The organism is Sphingomonas sp., from assembly GCF_017304615.1.
Lineage (GTDB): Bacteria > Pseudomonadota > Alphaproteobacteria > Sphingomonadales > Sphingomonadaceae > Sphingomonas.
Window position 1 is genome coordinate 172,206 of the sequence record NZ_JAFKLZ010000002.1, and the last position, 21,058, is coordinate 193,263.

Annotated in this window: 18 protein-coding genes; 10 read left to right on the top strand and 8 right to left on the bottom strand. The window is 65.8% G+C overall.

Annotation, left to right across the window (positions count from 1 at the left end; translation table 11 throughout):
- Positions 1-33 precede the first annotated feature (33 nt).
- Both J0J06_RS09055 and J0J06_RS09060 read right to left on the bottom strand, forming a co-directional pair.
- Positions 34-753 carry a phasin family protein gene (locus tag J0J06_RS09055; RefSeq protein WP_294041217.1) on the bottom strand — a complete coding sequence of 240 codons (720 nt, stop codon included), beginning with the start codon at positions 751-753 and terminating at the stop codon, positions 34-36.
- 100 nt (positions 754-853) lie between these two features.
- Positions 854-2,443: an alpha/beta fold hydrolase gene (locus J0J06_RS09060; protein WP_294041219.1), complete on the bottom strand. Its 1,590-nt coding sequence runs from the start codon at positions 2,441-2,443 to the stop codon at positions 854-856.
- Positions 2,444-2,561: 118 nt separating this feature from the next.
- Here J0J06_RS09060 and J0J06_RS09065 point away from each other — a divergent pair, with 118 nt between their 5' ends.
- The 3 genes from J0J06_RS09065 (at position 2,562) to J0J06_RS09075 (ending at position 5,097) form a co-directional block, all read left to right on the top strand.
- Entirely contained in the window at positions 2,562-3,770 is a 1,209-nt protein-coding gene (locus J0J06_RS09065; protein WP_294041221.1) for an LL-diaminopimelate aminotransferase, read from the top strand.
- 120 nt (positions 3,771-3,890) lie between these two features.
- Complete coding sequence (locus J0J06_RS09070; RefSeq protein WP_294041223.1) at positions 3,891-4,658, top strand: sulfite exporter TauE/SafE family protein; 768 nt, start codon at positions 3,891-3,893, stop codon at positions 4,656-4,658.
- Between the two features lie 13 nt (positions 4,659-4,671).
- Positions 4,672-5,097 (top strand): thioesterase family protein, encoded by a 426-nt coding sequence (locus tag J0J06_RS09075; RefSeq protein ID WP_294041225.1) that lies wholly within the window; start codon positions 4,672-4,674, stop codon positions 5,095-5,097.
- 1 nt (position 5,098) lies between these two features.
- On the opposite strand, the gene J0J06_RS09080 is transcribed toward J0J06_RS09075, so the two are convergent.
- Positions 5,099-5,590 carry a helix-turn-helix domain-containing protein gene (locus J0J06_RS09080; protein ID WP_294042451.1) on the bottom strand — a complete coding sequence of 164 codons (492 nt, stop codon included), beginning with the start codon at positions 5,588-5,590 and terminating at the stop codon, positions 5,099-5,101.
- A gap of 150 nt (positions 5,591-5,740) precedes the next feature.
- Here J0J06_RS09080 and J0J06_RS09085 point away from each other — a divergent pair, with 150 nt between their 5' ends.
- Positions 5,741-6,061, top strand: coding sequence for a hypothetical protein (locus tag J0J06_RS09085; protein WP_294041227.1), 321 nt, complete (start codon positions 5,741-5,743; stop codon positions 6,059-6,061).
- Positions 6,062-6,216: 155 nt separating this feature from the next.
- The gene (locus J0J06_RS09090; RefSeq protein WP_294041228.1) at positions 6,217-8,304 is read left to right on the top strand and encodes a bifunctional (p)ppGpp synthetase/guanosine-3',5'-bis(diphosphate) 3'-pyrophosphohydrolase; all 2,088 of its coding nucleotides are present in this window, start codon (positions 6,217-6,219) and stop codon (positions 8,302-8,304) included.
- Positions 8,305-8,329: 25 nt separating this feature from the next.
- On the opposite strand, the gene J0J06_RS09095 is transcribed toward J0J06_RS09090, so the two are convergent.
- Positions 8,330-10,129: an aminopeptidase P family protein gene (locus J0J06_RS09095; protein WP_294041231.1), complete on the bottom strand. Its 1,800-nt coding sequence runs from the start codon at positions 10,127-10,129 to the stop codon at positions 8,330-8,332.
- 39 nt (positions 10,130-10,168) lie between these two features.
- Entirely contained in the window at positions 10,169-11,527 is a 1,359-nt protein-coding gene (locus tag J0J06_RS09100) for an MFS transporter (RefSeq protein ID WP_294041233.1), read from the bottom strand.
- Positions 11,528-11,649: 122 nt separating this feature from the next.
- On the opposite strand from J0J06_RS09100, the gene J0J06_RS09105 reads away from it, so the two are divergent.
- From J0J06_RS09105 to J0J06_RS09115, 3 genes are read left to right on the top strand one after another with little or no spacing between them, the layout of a single operon-like run.
- Entirely contained in the window at positions 11,650-13,710 is a 2,061-nt protein-coding gene (locus tag J0J06_RS09105; RefSeq protein ID WP_294041234.1) for a S9 family peptidase, read from the top strand.
- Complete coding sequence (locus J0J06_RS09110) at positions 13,711-14,073, top strand: hypothetical protein (RefSeq protein ID WP_294041235.1); 363 nt, start codon at positions 13,711-13,713, stop codon at positions 14,071-14,073.
- Entirely contained in the window at positions 14,070-14,459 is a 390-nt protein-coding gene (locus J0J06_RS09115) for a thioesterase family protein (RefSeq protein WP_294041237.1), read from the top strand. The genes J0J06_RS09110 and J0J06_RS09115 overlap by 4 nt, the downstream gene beginning before the upstream one ends.
- On the opposite strand, the gene J0J06_RS09120 is transcribed toward J0J06_RS09115, so the two are convergent.
- Positions 14,456-15,919, bottom strand: coding sequence for a glycosyltransferase (locus tag J0J06_RS09120; protein ID WP_294041238.1), 1,464 nt, complete (start codon positions 15,917-15,919; stop codon positions 14,456-14,458). The two genes, J0J06_RS09115 and J0J06_RS09120, sit on opposite strands and share 4 nt — an antisense overlap.
- Positions 15,920-16,006: 87 nt before the next feature.
- Between J0J06_RS09120 and J0J06_RS09125 the strand changes: the two genes are divergently transcribed.
- Both J0J06_RS09125 and J0J06_RS09130 read left to right on the top strand, forming a co-directional pair.
- Positions 16,007-16,582, top strand: coding sequence for a cytochrome b (locus J0J06_RS09125; protein ID WP_294041240.1), 576 nt, complete (start codon positions 16,007-16,009; stop codon positions 16,580-16,582).
- Positions 16,583-16,659: 77 nt separating this feature from the next.
- Positions 16,660-17,145 carry a methylated-DNA--[protein]-cysteine S-methyltransferase gene (locus tag J0J06_RS09130; protein WP_294041242.1) on the top strand — a complete coding sequence of 162 codons (486 nt, stop codon included), beginning with the start codon at positions 16,660-16,662 and terminating at the stop codon, positions 17,143-17,145.
- Between the two features lie 88 nt (positions 17,146-17,233).
- Here the strand turns inward: J0J06_RS09130 and J0J06_RS09135 are convergent, their stop codons facing one another.
- Both J0J06_RS09135 and ppc read right to left on the bottom strand, forming a co-directional pair.
- On the bottom strand, positions 17,234-18,226 hold the full coding sequence (locus tag J0J06_RS09135) for a cell wall hydrolase (protein WP_294041244.1): 993 nt from the start codon (positions 18,224-18,226) through the stop codon (positions 17,234-17,236).
- Positions 18,227-18,270: 44 nt separating this feature from the next.
- A complete protein-coding gene (gene ppc / locus J0J06_RS09140; protein ID WP_294041246.1) occupies positions 18,271-20,940 on the bottom strand; it encodes a phosphoenolpyruvate carboxylase in 2,670 nt (889 codons plus the stop codon).
- Between the last annotated feature and the right edge of the window lie 118 nt (positions 20,941-21,058).

The following is a 21,058-nucleotide window of genomic DNA, read 5'->3' on the forward strand; positions in this document are numbered from 1 at the left end:
TTTGTTTTCCTGCCTGATCGGCGAAGGTTTCGCTTACGCGGCGACCTTCAGCTTCTCGGCGGCAACCGCGACGCGGTTCGAGATCGGCTTGGCGACGTCGCCGGCCAGCTTGATCATCGCTTCGGTGTTCTTCGACGTCTCGGCGACCATCGAATCGAACTGGCCCTTCACGAAGTCGGTGTGGAGCTTGAAGAAGTCGGTCGGCGACTTGGCACCGGCGAAGCTCTTCAGCGCGGCGGTGGTGCCTTCGAACTGCTTGCGGGCATATTCGGCATAGCCCTGGCCCAACGTCTCGAAGCCCTTGGCCGCGATCTTGCCCGATTCGACGAGCGCTTCGACGTTGCCCTTGCTGAACTCGTTCAGCTCTTCGAACGCCTTCTGGCCCTTGGCCGCGGCGTCCTTCGCCTTGGCGGTCATGTCGGCGAAATAGGCCTGGCCCTTCTCGGCCACGTCCTTGATGGTGTCGGTCATCTTGGTCACTTCCTTCTTGATGGCCGGCGCGGCTTCGGCGACGGCAGAGGGTACGGTTTCGGTAACTGCGGTAACAATCTTCTCGGCGGCGGCTTCGACGACCGGCCAGACCGGCTGCTCTACGGCAGGCGTTTCGGCGACGACGGCGGGCGCGGCCTCGACCGGATCGGCCTTGACCAGTTCCGCCTTGAGCGGCGCCGGTGCGGCCGGCTTGGCGACGGCCGGTTTCTTCGCCGCGGGCTTGCGCGCCGCAGGTTTGGAAACGGGGGTCTTGCTGGCCATCACTGCACTCCGCAACGTCATTGCTGCAGTGCACAAATAGGATGGTTGCTGCAATAGTCAAGCAGATTTTGTGCAGTGCAACATAAGCTGCACGGAACCGTCACCGCGCCTTAACGTAGCGTCCCGGAGCGTCTTCGATCGCGGCGAGCTTGCCCTCGCCCGGCACGCGCGCGCCCTTGGCCTCGACCTGCTTGGCACCGAACCCGCGGATCCATTCGATCCAGTCGGGCCACCAGCTTCCCTTATGCTCGGTCGCGCTCGCGACGAAATCGGCCAACGACTTGGCTGCGGAATCTCCGGTCCAATATTGGTATTTGCCGGCACTCGGCGGGTTCACGACGCCCGCGATATGCCCGGACCCCGCTAGTACGAACTTGATCGGCCCGGCGAAGTGGTGCGTGATCTTCCACACGCTTTCGACCGGCGCGATATGATCTTCGCGTCCGGCCTGAATGTAGGCGGGCGTTTCCACCTTCGACAGGTCGATCCCCACGCCGAGCGCTTCGATCGCGCCGGGCTGCGACAATTTGTTGTCGCGATACAGATCGATCAGATACGCCTTGTGCCACTTGGCAGGCAGGTTGGTGACGTCGCCGTTCCAATGCAGCAGGTCGAACGACGGATGCTTGTCGCCCATCAGGTAATGGTTGACCACCGGCGACCAGATCAGGTCGCGCCCTCGCAGCATGTTGAACGTCGCGGCTAGATAGCGCCCGTCGAGATACCCCTCGCCCGACAAGGTCTCGATCAGTTGCAGATAGGAATCGTCGATGAAGTTGAGCAGTTCGCCGGCTTCGGAAAAATCGACCTGCGCGGTGAAGAAGGTCGCGCTCTTGACCTTCTTCGCGGCGCCCTTCGCCGCCAGCACCGCGAGCGTCGCGGCGAGCGTGGTGCCCGCCACGCAATAGCCGATCGCATGGACCGACTTGACGTCGAGCGCGTCGCGGATCGTGTCGATCGCGTCGATCTGCGCCGCGATATAATCGTCCCAGATCACGTCCTTCATCGACGCGTCGGCCGACTTCCAGCTGACCATGAACACGCTCAGCCCCTGGTCGACCGCCCAGCGGATGAAGCTTTTCTCGGGGCTGAGATCGAGGATGTAGAAGCGGTTGATCCACGGCGGGAAGATGACGAGGGGCGTCGCAGCGACGTGATCGGTCGTCGGGCTGTACTGGATAAGCTGATAGAGCGGCGTTTCGTGGACGACCTTGCCGGGCGTCGCCGCGATGTTGACGCCGAGTTCGAACGCCTCGCTGTCAGTGTGCGTCAACTGCCCGCGCTGGAAATCGCGCAGCATCTTCGCGAACCCTTCGGCGAGACTCGCACCGTTGGTGTCAAGCGCCTTGTTGAGCGCCCTGGGATTGGTGAAGGGCGAATTGGCCGGGCTCATCGCCTCGACCAGCGTCCGCATCGCGAAGCGGGCGCGCTCCCGCGCGGCATCGTCGAGACCCGGCGCATCCTCGACCGACTTCATCATCGCCTCGGCCATCACCGAATAGCCCTGACGCATCAGGTCGAACAGCGGATGCTCCCACTCCGGACCCGAAAAACGCCGATCCTTCGGATCGACCGCGTTGCGCCCGACGGCAGCCACCGGCGCCAGCACCTGCCCCCAGGCGTCGAGCAGTGCCCGGACGCCGGCAGCGGGCGTAACAGAATCGGTCTGCGGCGCGGAATCCTCGTCCATGTCGCCGGTCTAGTTTATCCGGGCAGCGTTTGCACGCCGCGGGAAACCCGCGCACGATTATTTTACATCGGACGGTTTGGACTTTCGCCAACGAGCGTTGCGGTGCAGAAGCGCGGGCATGTCCGACGATTTCTACCGCATCAAGCGGCTGCCGCCCTACATCATCGCCGAAGTCAACGGCATGCGGGCAGCGGCGCGTGCGGCGGGCGAGGACATTATCGACCTCGGCATGGGCAACCCCGATCTGCCGCCGCCGCCGCATGTCATCGAGAAGCTGGTCGAGGTCGCGCAGAAACCGAACGCGCACGGCTATTCGCAGTCGAAGGGTATTCCCGGCCTGCGCCGCGCCCAGGCGAACTATTACGGTCGCCGGTTCGGCGTCGAGGTCGATCCCGAGACCGAAGTCGTCGTGACGATGGGGTCGAAGGAGGGGCTCGCCAGCCTTGCGACGGCTATCACCGCGCCGGGCGACGTCGTGCTCGCGCCCAATCCGAGCTACCCGATCCACACGTTCGGCTTCATCATCGCCGGCGCGACGATCCGCGCGGTGCCGACCACGCCCGACGAGCATTATTTCGAGGCGCTCGAGCGCGCGATCGCCTTCACCGTGCCGCGCCCATCGGTGCTGGTGGTCAACTATCCGTCCAACCCAACGGCCGAAACGGTCGATCTTGCTTTCTACGAACGCCTCGTCGCCTGGGCGCGCGAGAACAAGGTGTGGATCATTTCCGACCTCGCCTATTCGGAGCTTTATTACGACGGCAACCCGACCGTCTCGATCCTGCAGGTCGAGGGCGCAAAGGACGTGGCGGTCGAATTCACCAGCCTGTCCAAGACCTATTCGATGGCCGGCTGGCGGATCGGGTTCGCGGTCGGCAACAAGCAGTTGATCGCCGCGATGACGCGCGTGAAGTCGTATCTCGACTACGGCGCCTTCACCCCGATCCAGGCCGCCGCGTGCGCCGCGCTCAACGGCCCGCAGGACATTGTCGAGAAGAACCGCCAACTCTATCACAAGCGCCGCGACGTTTTGGTCGAAAGCTTCGGCCGCGCGGGTTGGGACATTCCGGCCCCGCGCGCGAGCATGTTCGCCTGGGCCCCGCTGCCCCCCGCGCTCGCGCACCTAGGCAGCCTTGAGTTCTCCAAACAATTGCTGACTCACGCTCAGGTCGCGGTTGCGCCAGGGGTGGGCTATGGCGAGAATGGAGAAGGCTTCGTGCGCATCGCGTTGGTCGAGAACGAACAGCGGCTGCGCCAGGCGGCGCGCAACGTGAAGCGCTATCTCCAATCGATGGGGGTCAATACTCCCGGCGCATCGGCGGGCTGAGCCGACGTTTCGCGTGATCGCTGACAATCAGAACATCGTGTTCCGGCGCAGGCCGGAACGCTGGCGACCATCGCATCGCCAGAAGACCAGCGCTCCGGCCTACACCGGAGCACTGTAAGAGTGATCGACTGGCATTATTCGCTGGCCGGCGTGCTGGTCGGGCTTGTCGTCGGCCTGACCGGCGTCGGCGGCGGATCGCTGATGACTCCGCTGCTCGTGCTGGTGTTCGGCGTCGCGCCGACCACCGCGGTCGGCACGGACCTGCTCTATGCCTCGGCGACCAAGGCGGTCGGCACGACAGTCCACGGCTGGCGCGGCACGGTCAGCTGGAAAGTGGTAGCGCGGCTGGCGATGGGCAGCGTGCCGGCGACGATCGTCACGCTGCTGGCGCTCGGCGCATCGAACAAGGCGCATACCGGCCACGCGATTTCGGTCATTCTGGGCATCGTCCTGATCCTGTCGGCCATGGCCGCGCTGTTTCGCGCACGCATCGTCGCGTTCGTGGCGCCGCGCGTCGACACGGTCGGCCACGAGCATCCGGTCATCCTCACCGTGCTGCTCGGCGCGGTGCTCGGCGCGATGGTGTCGCTGACGTCGGTCGGGGCGGGGGCGCTGGGGATGACCGCGCTGTTGATCCTCTATCCCGAGTTGCCGGTGAACAAGCTGGTCGGATCGGACATCGCACATGCCGTGCCGCTGACGCTGCTGGCGGGGACCGGGCACTGGCTGCTCGGTTCGGTCGACGGGGCACTGCTGGTCTCGCTGCTGTGCGGATCGATCCCCGGCATCATCGTCGGCAGCTTGATTTCGTCGCGCGTGTCGGACCGCTTCCTCAGTCCGATCCTGGCGACGGTATTGCTGCTCGTCGGCGTCAAATTGCTGTTCTGATGGTGCGCCCGCAATGACGAGAGACGGCTTCGCCTTTTCGACCGCCTTCAAGGTCCGCTACGCCGAGATCGACGGACAGAAGGTCGTGTTCAACTCGCGCTACCTTGAGTATGTCGATGTCGCGGCGACCGAGTTCTGGGAATGGACCGGGATCGCCGACGCGCTCGGACCCGTCTGGACCGAAACCGAATTCCACGTTCGCCGCGCCGAACTCGACTATCTCAAGCCGTTCGTGTGGGGCGACACGATCCGCGTCTGGGTGCGGATCGACCGCGTCGGCTCGACCAGCATGACGCAGCGCTACGAGATGGTGAACGAAGCGACCGGCGAGCTGCATTGTGCCGTCGATATGGTGATCGTGAACGTCCATCTGCCGACCGGCAAGCCAGCGCCGATCGATGACGCAGTGCGGCAATTTATCGCGAATTTGCCCGGTTAGTTTATTCCGCCGCCTGCTGCAGCGGCTCGTTATCGCCGACTACATCTTCCGGCAGCGCCCAGTGCAGGTCGCCCTTGCTGAGCGGTCGGCCGTCGTGCGACAGCACCTGAACCGGCTGGACTCGCCGCATGTCGCGGGCGTCGACCAACACCGGAGTGGCCGGAACGCCGGTCTCCCAGCGTTCGCCCCATTGGCGCAGCGCGACCATCACCGGCAACAGCGCGAACCCCTTGTCGGTCAGGCTGTACTGGATCTTGCGGCGGTCATCGGCAAGCGCCTCGCGCGTCAGAATCCCGTGTTCCACAAGGCGCGCCAGGCGGTTGGCCAGGATATTGCGCGCTATCCCGAGCTCGGACTGGAACTCCTCGAAATGGTGCAGGCCGTTGAACGCCGCGCGCAGAATCATGAACGACCAACGCTCACCCATCGCCTCCAAAGCGGCCGGCAGGCTGCACTCGACCAGATCGCGCAGCGGTTCTCTCAGTCCGCCCATCCCCATCAGAATTCCTCTCTGCCTGCCGTAGCGTAACCCAATTCATCGGTCATGAAAATGCCATGTCAGTTTTCAGTTGCAACTCGCTACCTATTGCACTAGGTAGTGATTCGCAACCTATTGTGCGTTGCAAGGACGAAGGAGGAAAACATGTCCCGCATTCTCGGTTTCATCGGCGCCGTCGCCGTCACCACGGCTTTCGGTTCGACCGTCGCGCTCGCGCAGCCCCAGGGTTCCGGCTATTACGCCGCCACCCCTGCCGAGGCGCCGGCCAAGACCAGCATCATCACCCGCGACACGATGTGGAAGTTCCGCGACGGCGCGTTCACCGCGTCGAAGGCGCCGGAGCGTGACATGGTGTTGTGCCAGCTCGTCGCGCAGCGCGTCGGCAAGCTGACGTCGTTCACCGCGGGTGGTCAGGCACTCGACGCCGACAGCCTGGCGAAGTGCAACGCCAAGGCGGCCAACTAAGCCATCCCCTCACCGGTTGCTCGCGCTCGCGTGCGAGCAGCCGGATTTTTTCTACGCCGGCCCGCTTCCCGGATTGGGGAGCGGGCCGGCGTCGTTATGAAAAACGTCAGCATTTGTATTGCAAAGCAACACGACACGACGCCATCTAGGCAATAATGCTGCGCCAATACGAACTGGTCGACCGGGTCCTGGGCTATGACCCGCAAGCTGACGAAGCTTTGCTCAACCGCGCCTATGTCTTTTCGCTGCAGGCGCACGGATCGCAGAAGCGCGCATCGGGCGATCCTTATTTCAGCCACCCGATCGAGGTCGCCGGCATCCTGACCGACCTTCACCTCGACGACGAGACGATTGCCACGGCAATTCTGCACGACACGATCGAGGACACGGTCGCCACCCCCGACCAGATCCAGAAACTGTTCGGCGACAACGTCGCGCGGATGGTCGACGGCGTCACCAAGCTGTCCAAGATCGAGGCGCAGACCGAGAGCGAGCGCGCCGCGGAAAATCTCCGCAAGTTCCTGCTCGCCATGTCCGACGACATCCGCGTGCTGCTGGTCAAGCTGGCCGACCGGCTGCACAACATGCGCACGCTCCACCACATCGCCAATCCCGACAAGCGCAAGCGGATCGCGCGCGAGACGATGGACATCTACGCCCCGCTCGCCGAGCGGATCGGCATGTACGAGTTCATGAAGGAGATGCAGAGCCTCGCCTTCGAACAACTCGAGCCGGAGGCCTATGCGTCGATCACGCGGCGGCTCAACCAGCTCAAGCAAGGCGGCGGGGATCGCATCGCCAAGATCGGGTCGGGGCTCAAGCTGCTCCTCTCCCGCGCGGGGGTCGACGCCGAGATTACGGGCCGCGAGAAGCACCCCTACAGCATCTGGAAAAAGATGCAGGAACGCCACATCAGCTTCGAACAGCTTTCCGACATCATGGCGTTCCGCGTGACCGTGCCGACGGAGGAGGATTGCTACCGCGCGCTCGGCATCATCCACCGCCGCTGGCCGATGGTCCCCGGACGGTTCAAGGACTATATCTCGACGCCGAAGCGCAACGGCTACCGCTCGCTCCACACCAGCGTGATGCACGCCGGCGACACCCGCGTCGAAATCCAGATCCGCACCGAGGAAATGCACGCCGAGGCCGAATACGGCCTGGCCGCGCACTGGGCCTACAAATCGGGTAAGGTGCGCGCCGACACCCAGCATAGCTGGATCGCCGATCTGGTCGAAATCCTGGAGACCGCCGACAGTCCCGAGGAGCTGCTCGAACACACGCGGATGGCGATGTATCAGGATCGCATCTTCGCGTTCACGCCGAAGGGCGAATTGCATCAATTGCCCAAGGGCGCGACACCGATCGACTTCGCTTATGCCGTCCATACCGATCTCGGCGACCAGGCGGTCGGGGCAAAGATCAACGGCCGGCATGTTCCCTTGCGCACCGTCATCGAGAATGGCGACCAAGTGCAGATTCTGCGGTCGAAGGCACAGGCGCCGCAGCCCAACTGGCTCAACTTCGCGATCACGGGGAAAGCGCGCGCCGCGATCCGCCGCAAGCTGCGGCTGACCGAGCGCAAGGAGACGCTGGCGCTGGGGCGCAAGCTGTACGACGAGATCGTCCAGCGCCTGCCCGCGCCGCTGTCAGTCGACGCGGTCAAGACCGCGCTCAAGAAACTAAAGCTGGCCGACGAGGATGCGCTGCTCGATGCGGTCGCGCGACGGCGCATAACCGACGCGGAGCTGATGGAAGCGTTGATGCCCGGATCGGCGGGTACGGACGCTGGCCGGGCGCTACCGCAGCAATCGGCGGTATCGATCAGCGGGCTCGCCCCCGGTGTCGCTTACAAGCTCGACAAATGCTGCCACCCGGTCCCCGGCGACCGCATCGTCGGCCTGCGCCGGCCGGACGAGGAGATCGCGGTCCACCGTATCGACTGCCCGGTGCTCGCCAAGTCGGACGATGCCGACTGGGTCGATCTCGCCTGGGGCGACAAGGCCGAGGGGGGCCTCGCCCAGATCGAAGTCACGCTGAAGAACGAACCCGGCGCGCTCGGCACGGTGTCGACCATCATCGGTCAGCATCGCGCGAACATCGTCAGCATCCGGTTCGACACGAGCGACACCGGCTTCCACACCAACTTGATCGACCTGGAGGTGCGCGACGTCGCGCACCTCGAAAAGCTGATGTCCGCCCTGCGCGCCGCCGACGCTGTGAGTGCGGTAATGCGGCCTTAAATCCTCCCCGGGACGGGGAGGATCATTACCCCCCGATCGTCGCGCACTTCGCGAGCAGCCACGTGCGCTCGTCGGCCGTCAAATGCGGTCCCAGCACGTCCAGCACGCGGCCATGATAGGCGTCGAGCCACGCACGCTCGGCTTGGCTCAGCATCGCCGGTTCGATCAGACGGCGCTCGATCGGGGCAAAGGTCAGGGTTTCGAACCCCAGCATCGTCTGCTCTGCGCCGGGGACGTCGCGGTGTTCGACCAGCACGAGATTCTCGATGCGGATGCCGTATTCGCCCGCTTTGTAATAGCCCGGCTCGTCCGAGATGATCATGCCCGCGCGCAGCGGCTCGGCGGGGCCGCCGCCGGGATAATTGGGCTTGGCGATCCGCTGCGGCCCCTCATGCACCGCGAGATAGCTGCCGACACCGTGCCCGGTGCCGTGCGCGAAATCGAGACCCGCGTTCCAAAGTGGCCGGCGCGCGAAGCTGTCGAGCTGGCCGCCGTTCGTCCCTTCCGGGAAGACCGCGGTTGCGAGCGCGATATGCCCTTGCAGCACGCGGGTGAAGCGGTCGCGCATCTCGGCGGTCGGTTCGCCGACCGGGATGACTCGCGTCACGTCGGTGGTGCCATCGGCATACTGCCCGCCCGAATCGACCAGGTAGAGCTGCCCTGGCTCGATCGGCAGGCTCGATTCCTCGGTCACGCGGTAATGCGGGATCGCGCCATGCGGGCCGGTGGCGGAAATCGTGTCGAAGCTCAGATCCTTGAGCAGTCCGGTTGCCTCGCGCAGTTCCTGCAGCTTGGCGGCGGCGGTCAGTTCGGTTTCGGTGCCGCCCGGGAACGTCTCCTCGCACCATTTGAGGAAACGCGTCAGCGCGACCCCGTCGCGCACGCTCGCCGCACGATGGCCCGCGGCTTCGGCCGGATTCTTGATCGCCTTCGCCAGCACCACCGGATCGCGCAACGCCAACACCGTCGCGCCGCCCCGTTGCAGCCCGTCGAAGATCGCCGCCACCGCGCGTTCGGGATCGGCGGCGACGCGCTTGCCGGCATAGCGGCCGAGCGCGGGCGCGAAGTCCGTGCGATCATGAATGCGCACGGCATTGCCGAGATGCGCAGCGACGTCCTCGCTCATCTTTTCCGGCGCGACGAACAGGTCGAGCGTGCCGTCTGCATTGGCGATCGCATAAGCCAGCGCGACGGGCGTGCGCTCGACGTCGGCGCCGCGCACGTTGAGCGCCCAGGCGATCGAATCGAGCGCCGACAGTACCACCGCATCGGCCTTGTTGTCGGTCAACCAGTCGGCGATCTCGGCGCGCTTCTGCGCAGAGGATTTGCCGGCAAGGTCGTCCGGCTGCACCACCAGCCGCGCATCCGACGGCGCGGGGCGATCGGGCCAGATCGCATCGACGGGGTTGGTGTCGACCGCCACCAACGCCGCGCCCTTCGCGGCCAGCGCCTTCTCCGCCGCCTTTACCCAATCCGACGTGTGCAGCCACGGGTCGTAGCCGATCCGCCCGCCCTGTGGCGTGTGGCCAGCCAGCCAGTCCGCGACGCTGGTCGCCGGCACCTCGACGAATTGCCAGTCGCCGCCATCGACCTGCTCGCGGACTTGCAGCGTGTAGCGCCCGTCGGTGAACATCGCCGCTTCCGCAGGCAGCACCACCGCCGTTCCCGCCGACCCCTGGAACCCGGTCAGCCATGCCAGCCGCTGGGCATAGGCGCCGACATATTCGGACATGTGTTCGTCGGTCAGCGGCACGACGAACCCGTCGAGCCGGTCACGCTTGAGTTGCTCGCGCAAGGCGGCGAGGCGGTCGGCATAAGTGGACATGCCGCACCATTGCCAGAAACCCGGCGCAGGGGACAAGAGTCAGCGCGCGGCGCTGCCCAGGCTGGCGAATGCCGACAATGCCGCTCCCGCCGCCAGCCCGGCGCCCGCGAGCGCCGCGACATGAAACGCGTCGATCAGCGCGGGTCCGCTCGCCGCGATCACCGCGCCGCACGATGCGGTCGCGATCAGCCCTCCGGTCCGCGCGATCGCGCTGTTGAAGCCGGAGGCGGTGCCGGTATGCTCGTCATCGACCGAGGACAGCACTGCGGTGGTCAGCGGCGCGACCGCCGCCGCCATCCCGAGCGCGATCGCCAGCATGCCGGGTAATACGTGCGTCCAGTAATCGGCTCGCTCGCCGACCAGCAGCATCAGCGCGAACCCGGCGGCGACGATGCTCGGCCCGATCGTCAGCGGCCAGCGCGGCCCGATCCGCCCGGTCAGCCCGCCCATCAGCCGCGAGCCTAGCCCGACCGCGAACGAGAAAGGCAGCAGGGCTAGCCCTGCCTGGAGTGGCGAATAGCCTCCCCCGGTAATCAGAACATAAGGTAACAGCAGGATCAGGCCGCCAAGCGCACCGTACAGCAGGAACGTGTAGGCGGTCAGCCCGACGAACGCGCGCGTTCCGAACAGGGCCAGCGGCATCATCGCGCGGTCGCGGCGGCGATGCTCGACGAGCACAAACAATGCGAGCGTCACGATTCCAAGGCCAAGCGCGACCCACGCCTGCTCGGTCATCACGCGCTTGCTCGACCATAAAGTCAGCGCCCAGGTCAGCGCGCCGAGCGCGACCGTCGCCAGCCCCGCGCCCGCCCAATCGAGCGGCTGCTTGCCATCGCCGCTCTCTTCGACACCCTTGAGCGCCAGCCCGATCGCCAGCGCCGCGACCGGCAGGTTGATGTAAAAGATCGAGCGCCATCCGACGGCCTCGACGAGCCAGCCGCCGAGCGGCGGACCGAACGCGCTGGCGATCGCGCCGACCGCTGCCCAGGTGCCGACCGCGCGCCCCTTTTCCTCGCCCGAAAAAGCGTAGCTCAGGATCGACAGGCTGTTGGGCATCAGCATCGCCGCACCGATCCCCTGGACGACACGTGCCGCCAGCAACAGCTCGAGCCCCGGCGCCAGCGCGCAAGCAAGCGACGCCGCTGCGAACAGCGCAATGCCGCCTATCAGCATCCGCCGCCGCCCGAAATGATCCCCGGCCGCCCCGCCAAGGAGCAGCAACGCCGACAGCGGCAGCAGATAGGCGTTGATCGTCCATTGCAGGTCCGCCGCGCTCGCCTGCAGATCGCGCCCGATCGCGGGCAGCGCAACATTGACCACCGACCCGTCGATGAACGCGAGGCTCGACGCCAGGATCGTCGCCAGCAGGGTCAGGCGCGGGTGGTGCGGGCCGGGCATGGCTTTCTCTACCGCCATTCCCGCGAAAGCGGGAACCCATCTCCAACGATTTCGCCCAGCAGCGCGTCTGAGAGATGGGTCCCCGCTTTCGCGGGGATGACGAGGTGGCTAGAGAGCCGTGGATGACCGACCCCACGCCTCCCGTCGCCGCGACCCGTCCGCATGAATTCACCACGCATGGCGTGACGATCAGCGACCCCTGGGCGTGGCTCAAAGACCCCAACTACCCGACCGTCACCGACAAGGACGTGCTGGCGTATCTCGAGGAAGAGAACGCCTATTTCGAGGCCGTGATGGCGCCGCACAAGCCGCTGACCGACCGGCTGTACGAAGAGATGAAGGGGCGCATCAAGGAGGACGATTCGAGCGTCCCGCAGAAGGACGGCGATTGGCTCTACTGGACCGCGTTCGAGACCGGCGGGCAATATCGCAAATGGTGGCGCAAGCCCGTTTCGGGCGGCGACGACCAGTTGATCCTCGACGAACCGTCGCTGGCCGAGGGCAAGGAATATTTCCGGCTCGGCGCGTTTTCGGTGTCGAACGACGGCAAGCTCCTTGCGTACGCGATCGACGACAACGGGTCGGAGCGCTTCACGATCCGGGTCAAGGACCTCGCGACCGGGGAGCATCTGCCCGACACGATCCCCGGCATGCTGTCGGAGATCGTGTGGACCGCCGACGACAGCGCTTTCCTCTATGGCCTCGCCAACGAGCAATGGCGCACCGACAATGCGCGGCTGCACCGGCTCGGCACCGATCCGAAGGAAGATGTCGAACTCTATCACGAGGCCGACGAGGGCTTCCGCGTCGGCGTGTCGGAGACGAGTGACCGCCAGTGGATCGTCATCGCCAGCGGCGACCATACGACGAGCGAAGTCTATCTGCTGCCCGCCAACGATCCGACCGCCGAGCCGCTGCTCATCGCGCCGCGCAAGCCGGGCCGCGAGTATGATGTAGAGACGCATGGCGACACGCTTTACATCCATACCAACGACACCGATCCGATGTGGCGGCTGGTCACCGCGCCGATCACGGATCCTGGCAACTGGTCCGAACTGATCCCGCCATCGCCCCATTTCTACATGACCGGCATCGAATGCTATCGCGACTATTTCGTGGTCGAGGGGCGCGAGGACGGCTTGGACCAGATCGCGATCCATCGCTACGATCCCAGCGTCGCGCCCCAGCGGATTGTGTTCCCGGAGGCGAGCTATGCCGCGGGTCTGGGCGACAATCCCGAATACGACATGCCGGTGCTGCGGCTAGGCTACGAATCGATGGTCACGCCGGGGACGGTGTACGACTATGAGGTCGCTACAGCCAAGATGACGGTGCTCAAGGTGCAGGAAATTCCCTCGGGCTACGACGCCGGGGAATACGCGACCGAGCGGCTGAAGATCAAAGCGCGCGATGGGACCGAGGTGCCGGTGTCGATCGTCTACCCGAAGGACTTCCCGCGCGACGGCAGCCGACCGCTCTTCCTCTACGCTTATGGCGCCTACGGTTACGCCATCCCGCCCGGCTTCTCGACCGGCCGCTTGTCGCTGCTCGATCGCGGCTTCGCTTATGCCATCGCGCACATTCGCGGCGGCGACGATCTTGGCCAGCAATGGTATCACGACGGCAAGCTCGAAAAGCGCACCAACACGTTCAACGATTTCGTCGATGTGGCGAAGGGTCTTGTGGCGGACGGCTGGACCAGCGAAGGCAAGATCGCGATCGCGGGGCGTTCGGCGGGCGGTGAACTGATGGGCGCAGTGGTCAATTCCGACCCCGCACTGTGGGGCGCGGTGATCGCCGACGTGCCATTCGTCGACGTGCTCAACACGATGCTCGACGAGAGCCTGCCGCTGACGCCGGGCGAATGGCCCGAATGGGGTAACCCGATCGAGGACAAGGCGGCCTTCGACCTCATCCGCTCCTATTCGCCCTACGACAACGTCAAGCCGCAGGCCTATCCGCCCTTGTTCATTTCGGGCGGCCTGAACGATCCCCGCGTGACCTATTGGGAACCGGCGAAATGGGCCGCGAAGCTCCGGGCGACCAAGACTGATGATAATATCCTGCTGCTGAAGACCAATATTGGAGCGGGGCATGGCGGCAAGTCGGGGCGGTTCGACAGCTTGTACGAAGCGGCCGAGGAACACGCCTTCGTACTGTGGCAACTCGGCGTGGAAGCGTAATTGCTGTTCCGCGTGCTGATCGAAGGGTCTGGCATCTTGACCGCAAAAGGCGCCGTCGGATTCTTCGCGACCATGACGGTGAACCAGCCCGAACAGCCGGGCGCAGAGATGTTCGCGTTGCGCGTGATCCGCGAGGAATGGCGCCACGGCTTCAGCGCCAACCTGTCCTCGACCAAGCCGCATCTGAAGATCGTCGATTGCTGGCGGCCGAGCTTTCGCGAGCGGCTGCGCAAGGTACCCGACACGCGGAGCTTCTACGAGGCGGGGTCGCGCGGGCAAGTCGCCGCGCGCGCCGCCAGCCTGAGCCGCGCGCCCACGTCCGCGACGATCTGGACCATCGCCGAGGTCGCCGAAGCCGAATGACCTTTTCCTATCCCATCACCGCGACGGAAGCCGACATCGACGAGCTCGGCCATGTCAACAATGCGGTGTGGGTGCGGTGGATTCAGGACATTGCCGTCGCACACTGGAACGCGATCGCGACGCCGGAGCAGCGCGCGGCGATGATCTGGGTCGTGACGCGGCACGAGATCGACTATCGCGGCAACGTCGCAGCGGGCGAGACGGTCACCGCCGAAACCTGGGTGAGCGACCCGCCGCAGGGCGCGCGGTTCGACCGGCATGTGAAATTCACCGGCAGCGATGGCAAGGTAAAGGTGCAAGCGGTGACGACCTGGGCCCTGATCGACCGCGCGACGGGGCGGTTGATGCGCGTGCGGCCGGAACTGGCCGCGCCGTTCATGGCCTAAGCTTCGCCTTCCCGCTTCACTTCCGCGATCGCCGTGCGGCTCTGCCGCGCCCATGTCTCGCGGCCGGTCAGGAACGCCTTCCACCCCAGGATCGCGCCCCAGTGGCGGAACAACTGGAAGCTGAACGGCTCGAGCACCGCGGCGGCCAGCGCCGGACCGAAACTCAGCCCCTTCACTTGCCCGGTCCAGCGTGAATAGAGTTTCAGCGAGGCGAGGTGGAATGTCAGGTCGATCACGATCTTGACGAGCATGATGATCAGGATCGGCAGCACGATCTGGAACTTGCCGCTGACCAGCACGGCGATCAGGATGGCGAATGCAGCCAGGCCGAACACCGGCTGCATCGTGTCGGCCGCCTTCACCGGCAGCATCGCGGTGCCGAGCTTCCCGAAATGCCGGTTGGCGACCATGTCGCGGTTCCAGTGCTGCGTCTGGAGGAACCCGCCGAACCAGCGCCGCCGCTGACGCAGGAAGGCGGGGAGCGTCGCAGGCGCATCGGTCGATGCCAGTGCGCCGCCGACCACGCGCACCTGCCAGTCGCGCCCGGTATCGTGCGCATGGCGATGCAGGCGGTGGATCAACTCGTAATCTTCGACCAGGCAATCGGGGTCGAACCCGCCGACCTCGATCACCGCGCGGGTCCGAAACGCCGCGAACGCGCCCGACACGAGCAGCAGGCCATTGAGACGCTCCCACGCATAGCGCGACAGGAAGTTGCGGACATATTCGTATGTCTGGAACCATTCGAACAGCCGCCCAGACAGGCTCGGTCCGCACATCGGCCGGATCACGCCGGTCGCGGCGACCAGTTCGGGCTCGGCAGCGAAGGCGGCACGCATCGCGGCGATGGCGCCGGGTTCGAGCAACGTGTCGGCATCGACGGTTATGACGATGTCTTCGGAGACATGCAGGATTGCGGCGTTGAGCGCGCGCGCCTTGCCACCATGGGTGAGCCGCAGCCAACGCAGGCTCGGCAAGTCGCGGGCGGGCGCGCCGATCTCGCCGACCGCCGGCTCGACAAGGCCATAGCGCGCCAGCGTCACCGCGGTCGCATCGTCCGATCCGTCATCGGCGATCAGAATCAGGTCAGGCGCGCCCTCCTGCGCCGCAAGCCGGTTGATCGTCACATCGAGCACCGCCGCTTCGTTCCGCGCGGCGACGATCACCGCGAGGGTCGGCGCGGCGCCTTCGATCGCGGGCACCTTCGCGCCGTGCCGCAAGGGCCAGATTTGAACGGCGGTAAAGATCAGCAACGCTGTATCGTAGAGGATGTACGCGACCCCGACCGACCAGACGAGAACGCCCTGGCGCAGGAACGCCTGCACCACCAACGCGACGAACGCCGCATAGACCAGGACGCTGACCGCCAGGCTCGGCCAGCCGATACGGCGCGGATTCAGCCGGGGCGATTGTGTCGCGAAGGTCTGGGCGAGCGCATCGGCCGCCGTAAGCTGAAGCATTCAGGACACCTGGGGGAGCAGCGAAGAGCTACTAGCGTTCGTTTTCTGACCGCACTAGCCTGAACGGCGGATGACGAAGGAGTGATCGTGGAACTGCAACGCTACACAAAAGTCGCCATCTGGCTGCACTGGCTGATCGCGGTGGGGCTGATCGTGAATGTCGCGCTGGCGTGGATCTGGCCGCTCGGCGATGCGCACCCCGCGATCGGCGACTATGTCCGCCCGATGATCAACAGCCACAAATCGATCGGCATCACGATCCTGGGACTCGGCGTGCTGCGCCTGCTGTGGCGGATCGGACATAAGCCGCCCCCTTATCCCGCGACCTACAAGCCCTGGGAGACCACTCTGTCGCACGTGGTGCATTGGGGGCTGTATTTCGTGATCCTGGCGATGCCCATCACGGGCTGGGTGATGGATTCGGCGTGGGACAAGGCGGCCCACAATCCGAACCTTTATTTCGGCACGTTCGAATGGCCCAGGCTGGGCTTCATCATGAACATGCCGCCCGCGACCAGGGAGTGGGTTCATTCGACCTTCGGCGAAGCGCACGAACTGATCGCGAAACTGGTCTATCTGCTGGTCGCGCTGCACCTCGCCGGGGCGATCAAGCATCAAGTCGAGGGCCACCGAGGATTGCGGCGCATGGGGATCGGACGCTGACATTGGCGGCAAGCCACGGGAAGCATGCCAGAGGCGGCGCGCCTAGGTCGCTGATCACAGCGATAAAGGACCCCGCCATGACCTATGCGTGCACGACCTATCCTTCGCCTGTCGGCCAGCTCAAGCTGGTCGCGAGCGAGGCCGGACTCGCCGCGATCCTGTGGGAGAACGACCGGGAGGATCGAGTGAAGCTGGGCACGATGACCGAGCAGCCCGGCCATCCAGTATTGGCCGAGACGATGCATCAGCTCGATCAATATTTCGCGAGCGAGCGCACCCGGTTCGACTTGCCGCTCGATTTCCGCGGCACCGATTTCCAGAAAAGCGTGTGGGCGGCACTGTTGACGATCCCCTCGGGCGAAACGCGCAGCTATGCGGAGATCGCGGCGCAGATCGGGCGTCCGACCGCTACCCGCGCCGTGGGCGCGGCGAACGGCCGGAACCCGATCTCGATCGTCGCCCCCTGCCATCGCGTGATCGGCAGCGACGGATCGCTGACGGGATTTGCCGGTGGGTTGGAAGGAAAGAAATTTCTGCTCGCACTGGAGCAACAGGCAAACTGACCATCACGCGCTCCGGCGCAGGTCGGAGCGTTGGCGACACCGGCATGGCCCCGCCAGCACTCCGGCCTGCGCCGGAGTACGATTGTTTCTAGTCGATCGTCGCCTGGTCCGACAGGTCGTCGCCCGACGCGGCGCCGGTCGCCCCGCGATAAACGCGCACGCCGCGCCCGCCGCCGACGCGGATGATCTTGGCGCTCGACGTGGGAGCGGGGCTGGCCTTGGCTACCGCGGCGGTGCTCGTGCCCGACGCCAGCGCCACGCTTTTTGGAGCCGACGCCACGGCGCCGCGATAGATCTGCACCGATCCGACGATCTCGACACCGGCGTACGTCATCTCACCGCCACCGCCGCCACCGGTACGCCCAGTTACGGCCGGCTCGACCCCCGAATAGGGCTGGCGGAACGCGAGAGCCGATTCCATGCCGCCGCGCCAGCGGTAGAAGATGTGTGCGCCGACCGTCGCGACCTTGTCCATGCTCGTCGCCCACCATGGTGAGACGTAATTCGCGTGATAGAAGGTCGCCGACCCGACCGGGCCATAGACCGCACCGGCGAGCGCCGCCGACGCTACTGCCCGGGCACGGACCCAGCCCGCCGCGGTCGGCGTGCGGTTGAGCGAACCATCGCAGGTGAAGGTGAACTGGCACCCGGTCGATCGCGTCGACCCCTGATAGACGACGCCGCATACGCTCGACGGAAACGCGCGGTCACGGACGCGGTTGAGCACGACTTGGGCGACGGCACGCTGGCCATCGTCCGATTGGTTGCCCGCCTCGTAATACACCGCTTGCGTCAGGCAATCGAGCGCGCGCGAGGCATCGTCGGGGCTTTGCGTGCCCGCCGGCGCATTGAACGCCGGAGCCGCATCCAGCGTCGGCTGGTCACCCGCGACGCCATCGGGAATAGACAGGTCGGTGGGCACGTTGAGGTCGAGCTTTTCGAGCATGACCTTCGGCGCCAGCTTGGGGATCGCCAACGTCGCGGTCGACCCGTCGTCGCCCTGCGCACATGCCGATGCCGCCAGCGCGGCCATCAGGCCGAGCGCTACACGCGCCGCCAGGAAGATCCCGCCCCGTTTCACGCCCCGTGCGGTAACGGCGCAGGGTTAACATTTACCTCTCTGCGCTATCCCGAATTCCGCAGAGCCGTCGCGATGGCGTTGATCGACAGCAGGATACCCTCCGCCACGCGCGGGTCCTCCTCACCCGCGCGGTGGCGCTTGAGCAGTTCGATCTGGAGGAAGTTGAGCGGCTCGATATAGGGCAGGCGCAGCCGGATCGACGTATCGAGCGCGGGGTGCTTTTGCAGCAGCCGCGACTGGCCGGTGGCGTCGAGCAGTCCCGCCTTCGCCTGTTCCCACCCGTCGCGGATGCGCGGGAAGATTGCATCGGCCAGCGCGCGATCCTCGACCAGCGCGGCATAGCGTTCGGCGATGCCCATGTCGGACTTGGCGATGACCTGCTCCATATTGGCGAGCGTCGCGGCGAAGAGCGGCCAGCCCTCCGCCATTTCGCGGAGCAACCCCTTGTCGGCGAACGCGGCCAGCGCCTGGCCGACGCCGTACCAGCCGGGCAGCATCACGCGCGCCTGAGCCCAGCTGAACACCCAGGGGATCGCGCGCAAATCCTCGATCGCGTCCGATTTCTTGCGGCTCGCCGGGCGGCTGCCGATCTTCAGGTTGGCGATCTCCGCGATCGGGGTTATCTGGCGGAAGAAGGTGCGGAAACCATCGGTCTCATAGACCAGCCCGCGATAGGCCTTGAACGCGCTCGCGGAGAGTTCGTCCATCGCCGCACCGAAGCGCGTGCGATCGGCATCGGACAGCGCGGGCGGCTCCAGGCTGGCGAGCAACGTCGCCGCCGCGATCGCCTCCAGATTGGTGGTTGCGGCTTCGCGGGTGCCGTATTTGGCGGCGATCACCTCGCCCTGTTCGGTGATGCGAATGCGGCCCTGCACCGTCCCCGGCGGCTGCGCACGGATCGCGGCGAAGGCGGAGCCGCCGCCGCGCCCGACCGCCCCGCCGCGCCCGTGGAACAATTGCATCCCCACCCCGGCCTTCGCGAAGACCGGCGCCAGCGCTTCCGACGCCCGGCTCAACTGCCAGGTCGACGTTAGGTAGCCGCCGTCCTTGTTCGAATCCGAATAGCCGATCATCACCTCCTGAACGCCGCGCGCGGTCGCGATGGCGGCGACTTCGGGCAGCGCGAACCAATCGGTCATGATCTGGGGCGCGGCTTCCAAGTCGCTGACCGTTTCGAAAAGCGGCACCGCCATGATCGCGGCGGTCGGCGTTTCGCCGGGGACATAGAGCCCCACTTCCTTCAGGAGCAGGTGAACCTCGAGCAAGTCGCTGACCGACATCGCCATCGACACGATATACTGGCGGATGCACCCCGGGCCGTATTTGGCGTGCGCGTCGGCGGCGGCACGCAGGATTGCGATTTCGCTCGCTGTTTCGTCCGAATAGCTCGCGAAGGGACTGACCAGCGGCCGCGCATTGGCGAGTTCGCGGCGGAGCAGCGCGACCCTTGCGCCTTCGTCGAGCGCCGCATAGTCGGACTCCACGCCCGCCACCTTTAGCATCTCGGCGACGACGCTTTCGTGCACCGCGCTGTTCTGCCGCAGGTCGAGCGTCGCGAGGTGAAACCCGAACGTGTCGACCGCGCGGATCAAGCGCCCGAGCGCACCGCCCGTGGCGAGCGGCCCGTCGCCCTCCTCCGCCAGCGCATGCGCGATCGTCACCAGGTCGCGGCGCAGCGCCTGCGGGCTCGAACAGGGTTCGCCCTTTAGCGATCCCGGTCGCGGCGCGGGCTTCCCGGTCAACGCAAGGTGGGTCGCGGCGAGGCGGGCGTAGATACCCGACAACGCGCGACGATACGGCTCGTCGTCGCGGCTCGGCGCGGTATCACCGCTACGCGCTGCAAGCGCGAGCAGGTCGTCACCCACCGCGACATGTTCGGTCGAAATCGACAGTTCGGCGCCGAGACCGTGCACCGCGTCGAGATAATAACCCAGCACCGCCTCACACGAACGCGCAAGCGCCGTGGTCAGCGATTCCGCGACGACATTTGGATTGCCGTCGCGGTCGCCGCCGATCCAGCTTCCCGGCCTGAGGAAGCTCGGTATGCGCTCACCCAAGGCACGGTCCCAGCGCTGGTAGAGCCCGGGCAACACCGGCAGGAATACGTCGCGCAGATACGACAGCGCCGTCTCCACCTCATCGGTGACGTAGAGCCGTTCCCGCCGCAGCACGCGGGTCTGCCACAGGAGCGCGATCTGCCGCGTGATCGCCTGTTCGACATCGTCGCCATCGGGCGTGGTCGTCACGCCGGTATCGCGCAGCGCCATCAGAGCGGCGATGCGGTTGCGATGGTCGATCATCGACTTGCGCCGCACCTCGGTGGGGTGCGCCGTCAGCACCGGCGCGATCAACGCATGGTCGAGCAGCGCCGTGACCTGATCCTTGCCGATCCCTTCCTCCGCCAGCCGATCGATCGCCGCGGCGACATCCGCCCCCGGTTCGGCGGCGACGCCCTGTCGATCCTCCGCCAGATTGGCGAGCATCGAGAACAACATGAACCCGCGCACGAAATCGAGCGTCTCGTCGAGGCTCAGCCGGTCGAGCCCGAGGTCGACGTCGCCGCTGACCCCGCGATGCCGATCGACCGAGGCCGACCGGATATATTCGGTGCGCCGGAACAATTCCTCGCCGCCATAGGCGCGGATCACGTCGCCGAGCAGCTTGCCCAGGAAACGAATGTCGGGATTGTTGGTGATCGCGGGGAGGTCGGCCATGGTTTCTTGCTGCACTGCAGCGCGCTCCGGGTCAATCATTGCGTGTCTCGATCATGCGACAGAATTTTGTTACGCATGGCCCCGCAGCGCCATTTCGGGTCGGCATGGTTAACGGCGC

What these genes read in the sequence shown, in the direction of transcription:
- J0J06_RS09095 (WP_294041231.1), bottom strand. Translation starts at nt 10,129, where the DNA reads ATGTCCACTTATGCCGACCGCCTCGCCGCCTTGCGCGAGCAACTCAAG.
- ppc (WP_294041246.1), bottom strand. Translation starts at nt 20,940, where the DNA reads ATGGCCGACCTCCCCGCGATCACCAACAATCCCGACATTCGTTTCCTG.
- J0J06_RS09100 (WP_294041233.1), bottom strand. Translation starts at nt 11,527, where the DNA reads ATGCCCGGCCCGCACCACCCGCGCCTGACCCTGCTGGCGACGATCCTG.
- J0J06_RS09090 (WP_294041228.1), top strand. Translation starts at nt 6,217, where the DNA reads ATGCTGCGCCAATACGAACTGGTCGACCGGGTCCTGGGCTATGACCCG.
- J0J06_RS09065 (WP_294041221.1), top strand. Translation starts at nt 2,562, where the DNA reads ATGTCCGACGATTTCTACCGCATCAAGCGGCTGCCGCCCTACATCATC.
- J0J06_RS09120 (WP_294041238.1), bottom strand. Translation starts at nt 15,919, where the DNA reads ATGCTTCAGCTTACGGCGGCCGATGCGCTCGCCCAGACCTTCGCGACA.
- J0J06_RS09115 (WP_294041237.1), top strand. Translation starts at nt 14,070, where the DNA reads ATGACCTTTTCCTATCCCATCACCGCGACGGAAGCCGACATCGACGAG.
- J0J06_RS09105 (WP_294041234.1), top strand. Translation starts at nt 11,650, where the DNA reads ATGACCGACCCCACGCCTCCCGTCGCCGCGACCCGTCCGCATGAATTC.
- J0J06_RS09080 (WP_294042451.1), bottom strand. Translation starts at nt 5,590, where the DNA reads ATGGGCGGACTGAGAGAACCGCTGCGCGATCTGGTCGAGTGCAGCCTG.
- J0J06_RS09075 (WP_294041225.1), top strand. Translation starts at nt 4,672, where the DNA reads ATGACGAGAGACGGCTTCGCCTTTTCGACCGCCTTCAAGGTCCGCTAC.
- J0J06_RS09085 (WP_294041227.1), top strand. Translation starts at nt 5,741, where the DNA reads ATGTCCCGCATTCTCGGTTTCATCGGCGCCGTCGCCGTCACCACGGCT.
- J0J06_RS09055 (WP_294041217.1), bottom strand. Translation starts at nt 753, where the DNA reads ATGGCCAGCAAGACCCCCGTTTCCAAACCTGCGGCGCGCAAGCCCGCG.
- J0J06_RS09130 (WP_294041242.1), top strand. Translation starts at nt 16,660, where the DNA reads ATGACCTATGCGTGCACGACCTATCCTTCGCCTGTCGGCCAGCTCAAG.
- J0J06_RS09060 (WP_294041219.1), bottom strand. Translation starts at nt 2,443, where the DNA reads ATGGACGAGGATTCCGCGCCGCAGACCGATTCTGTTACGCCCGCTGCC.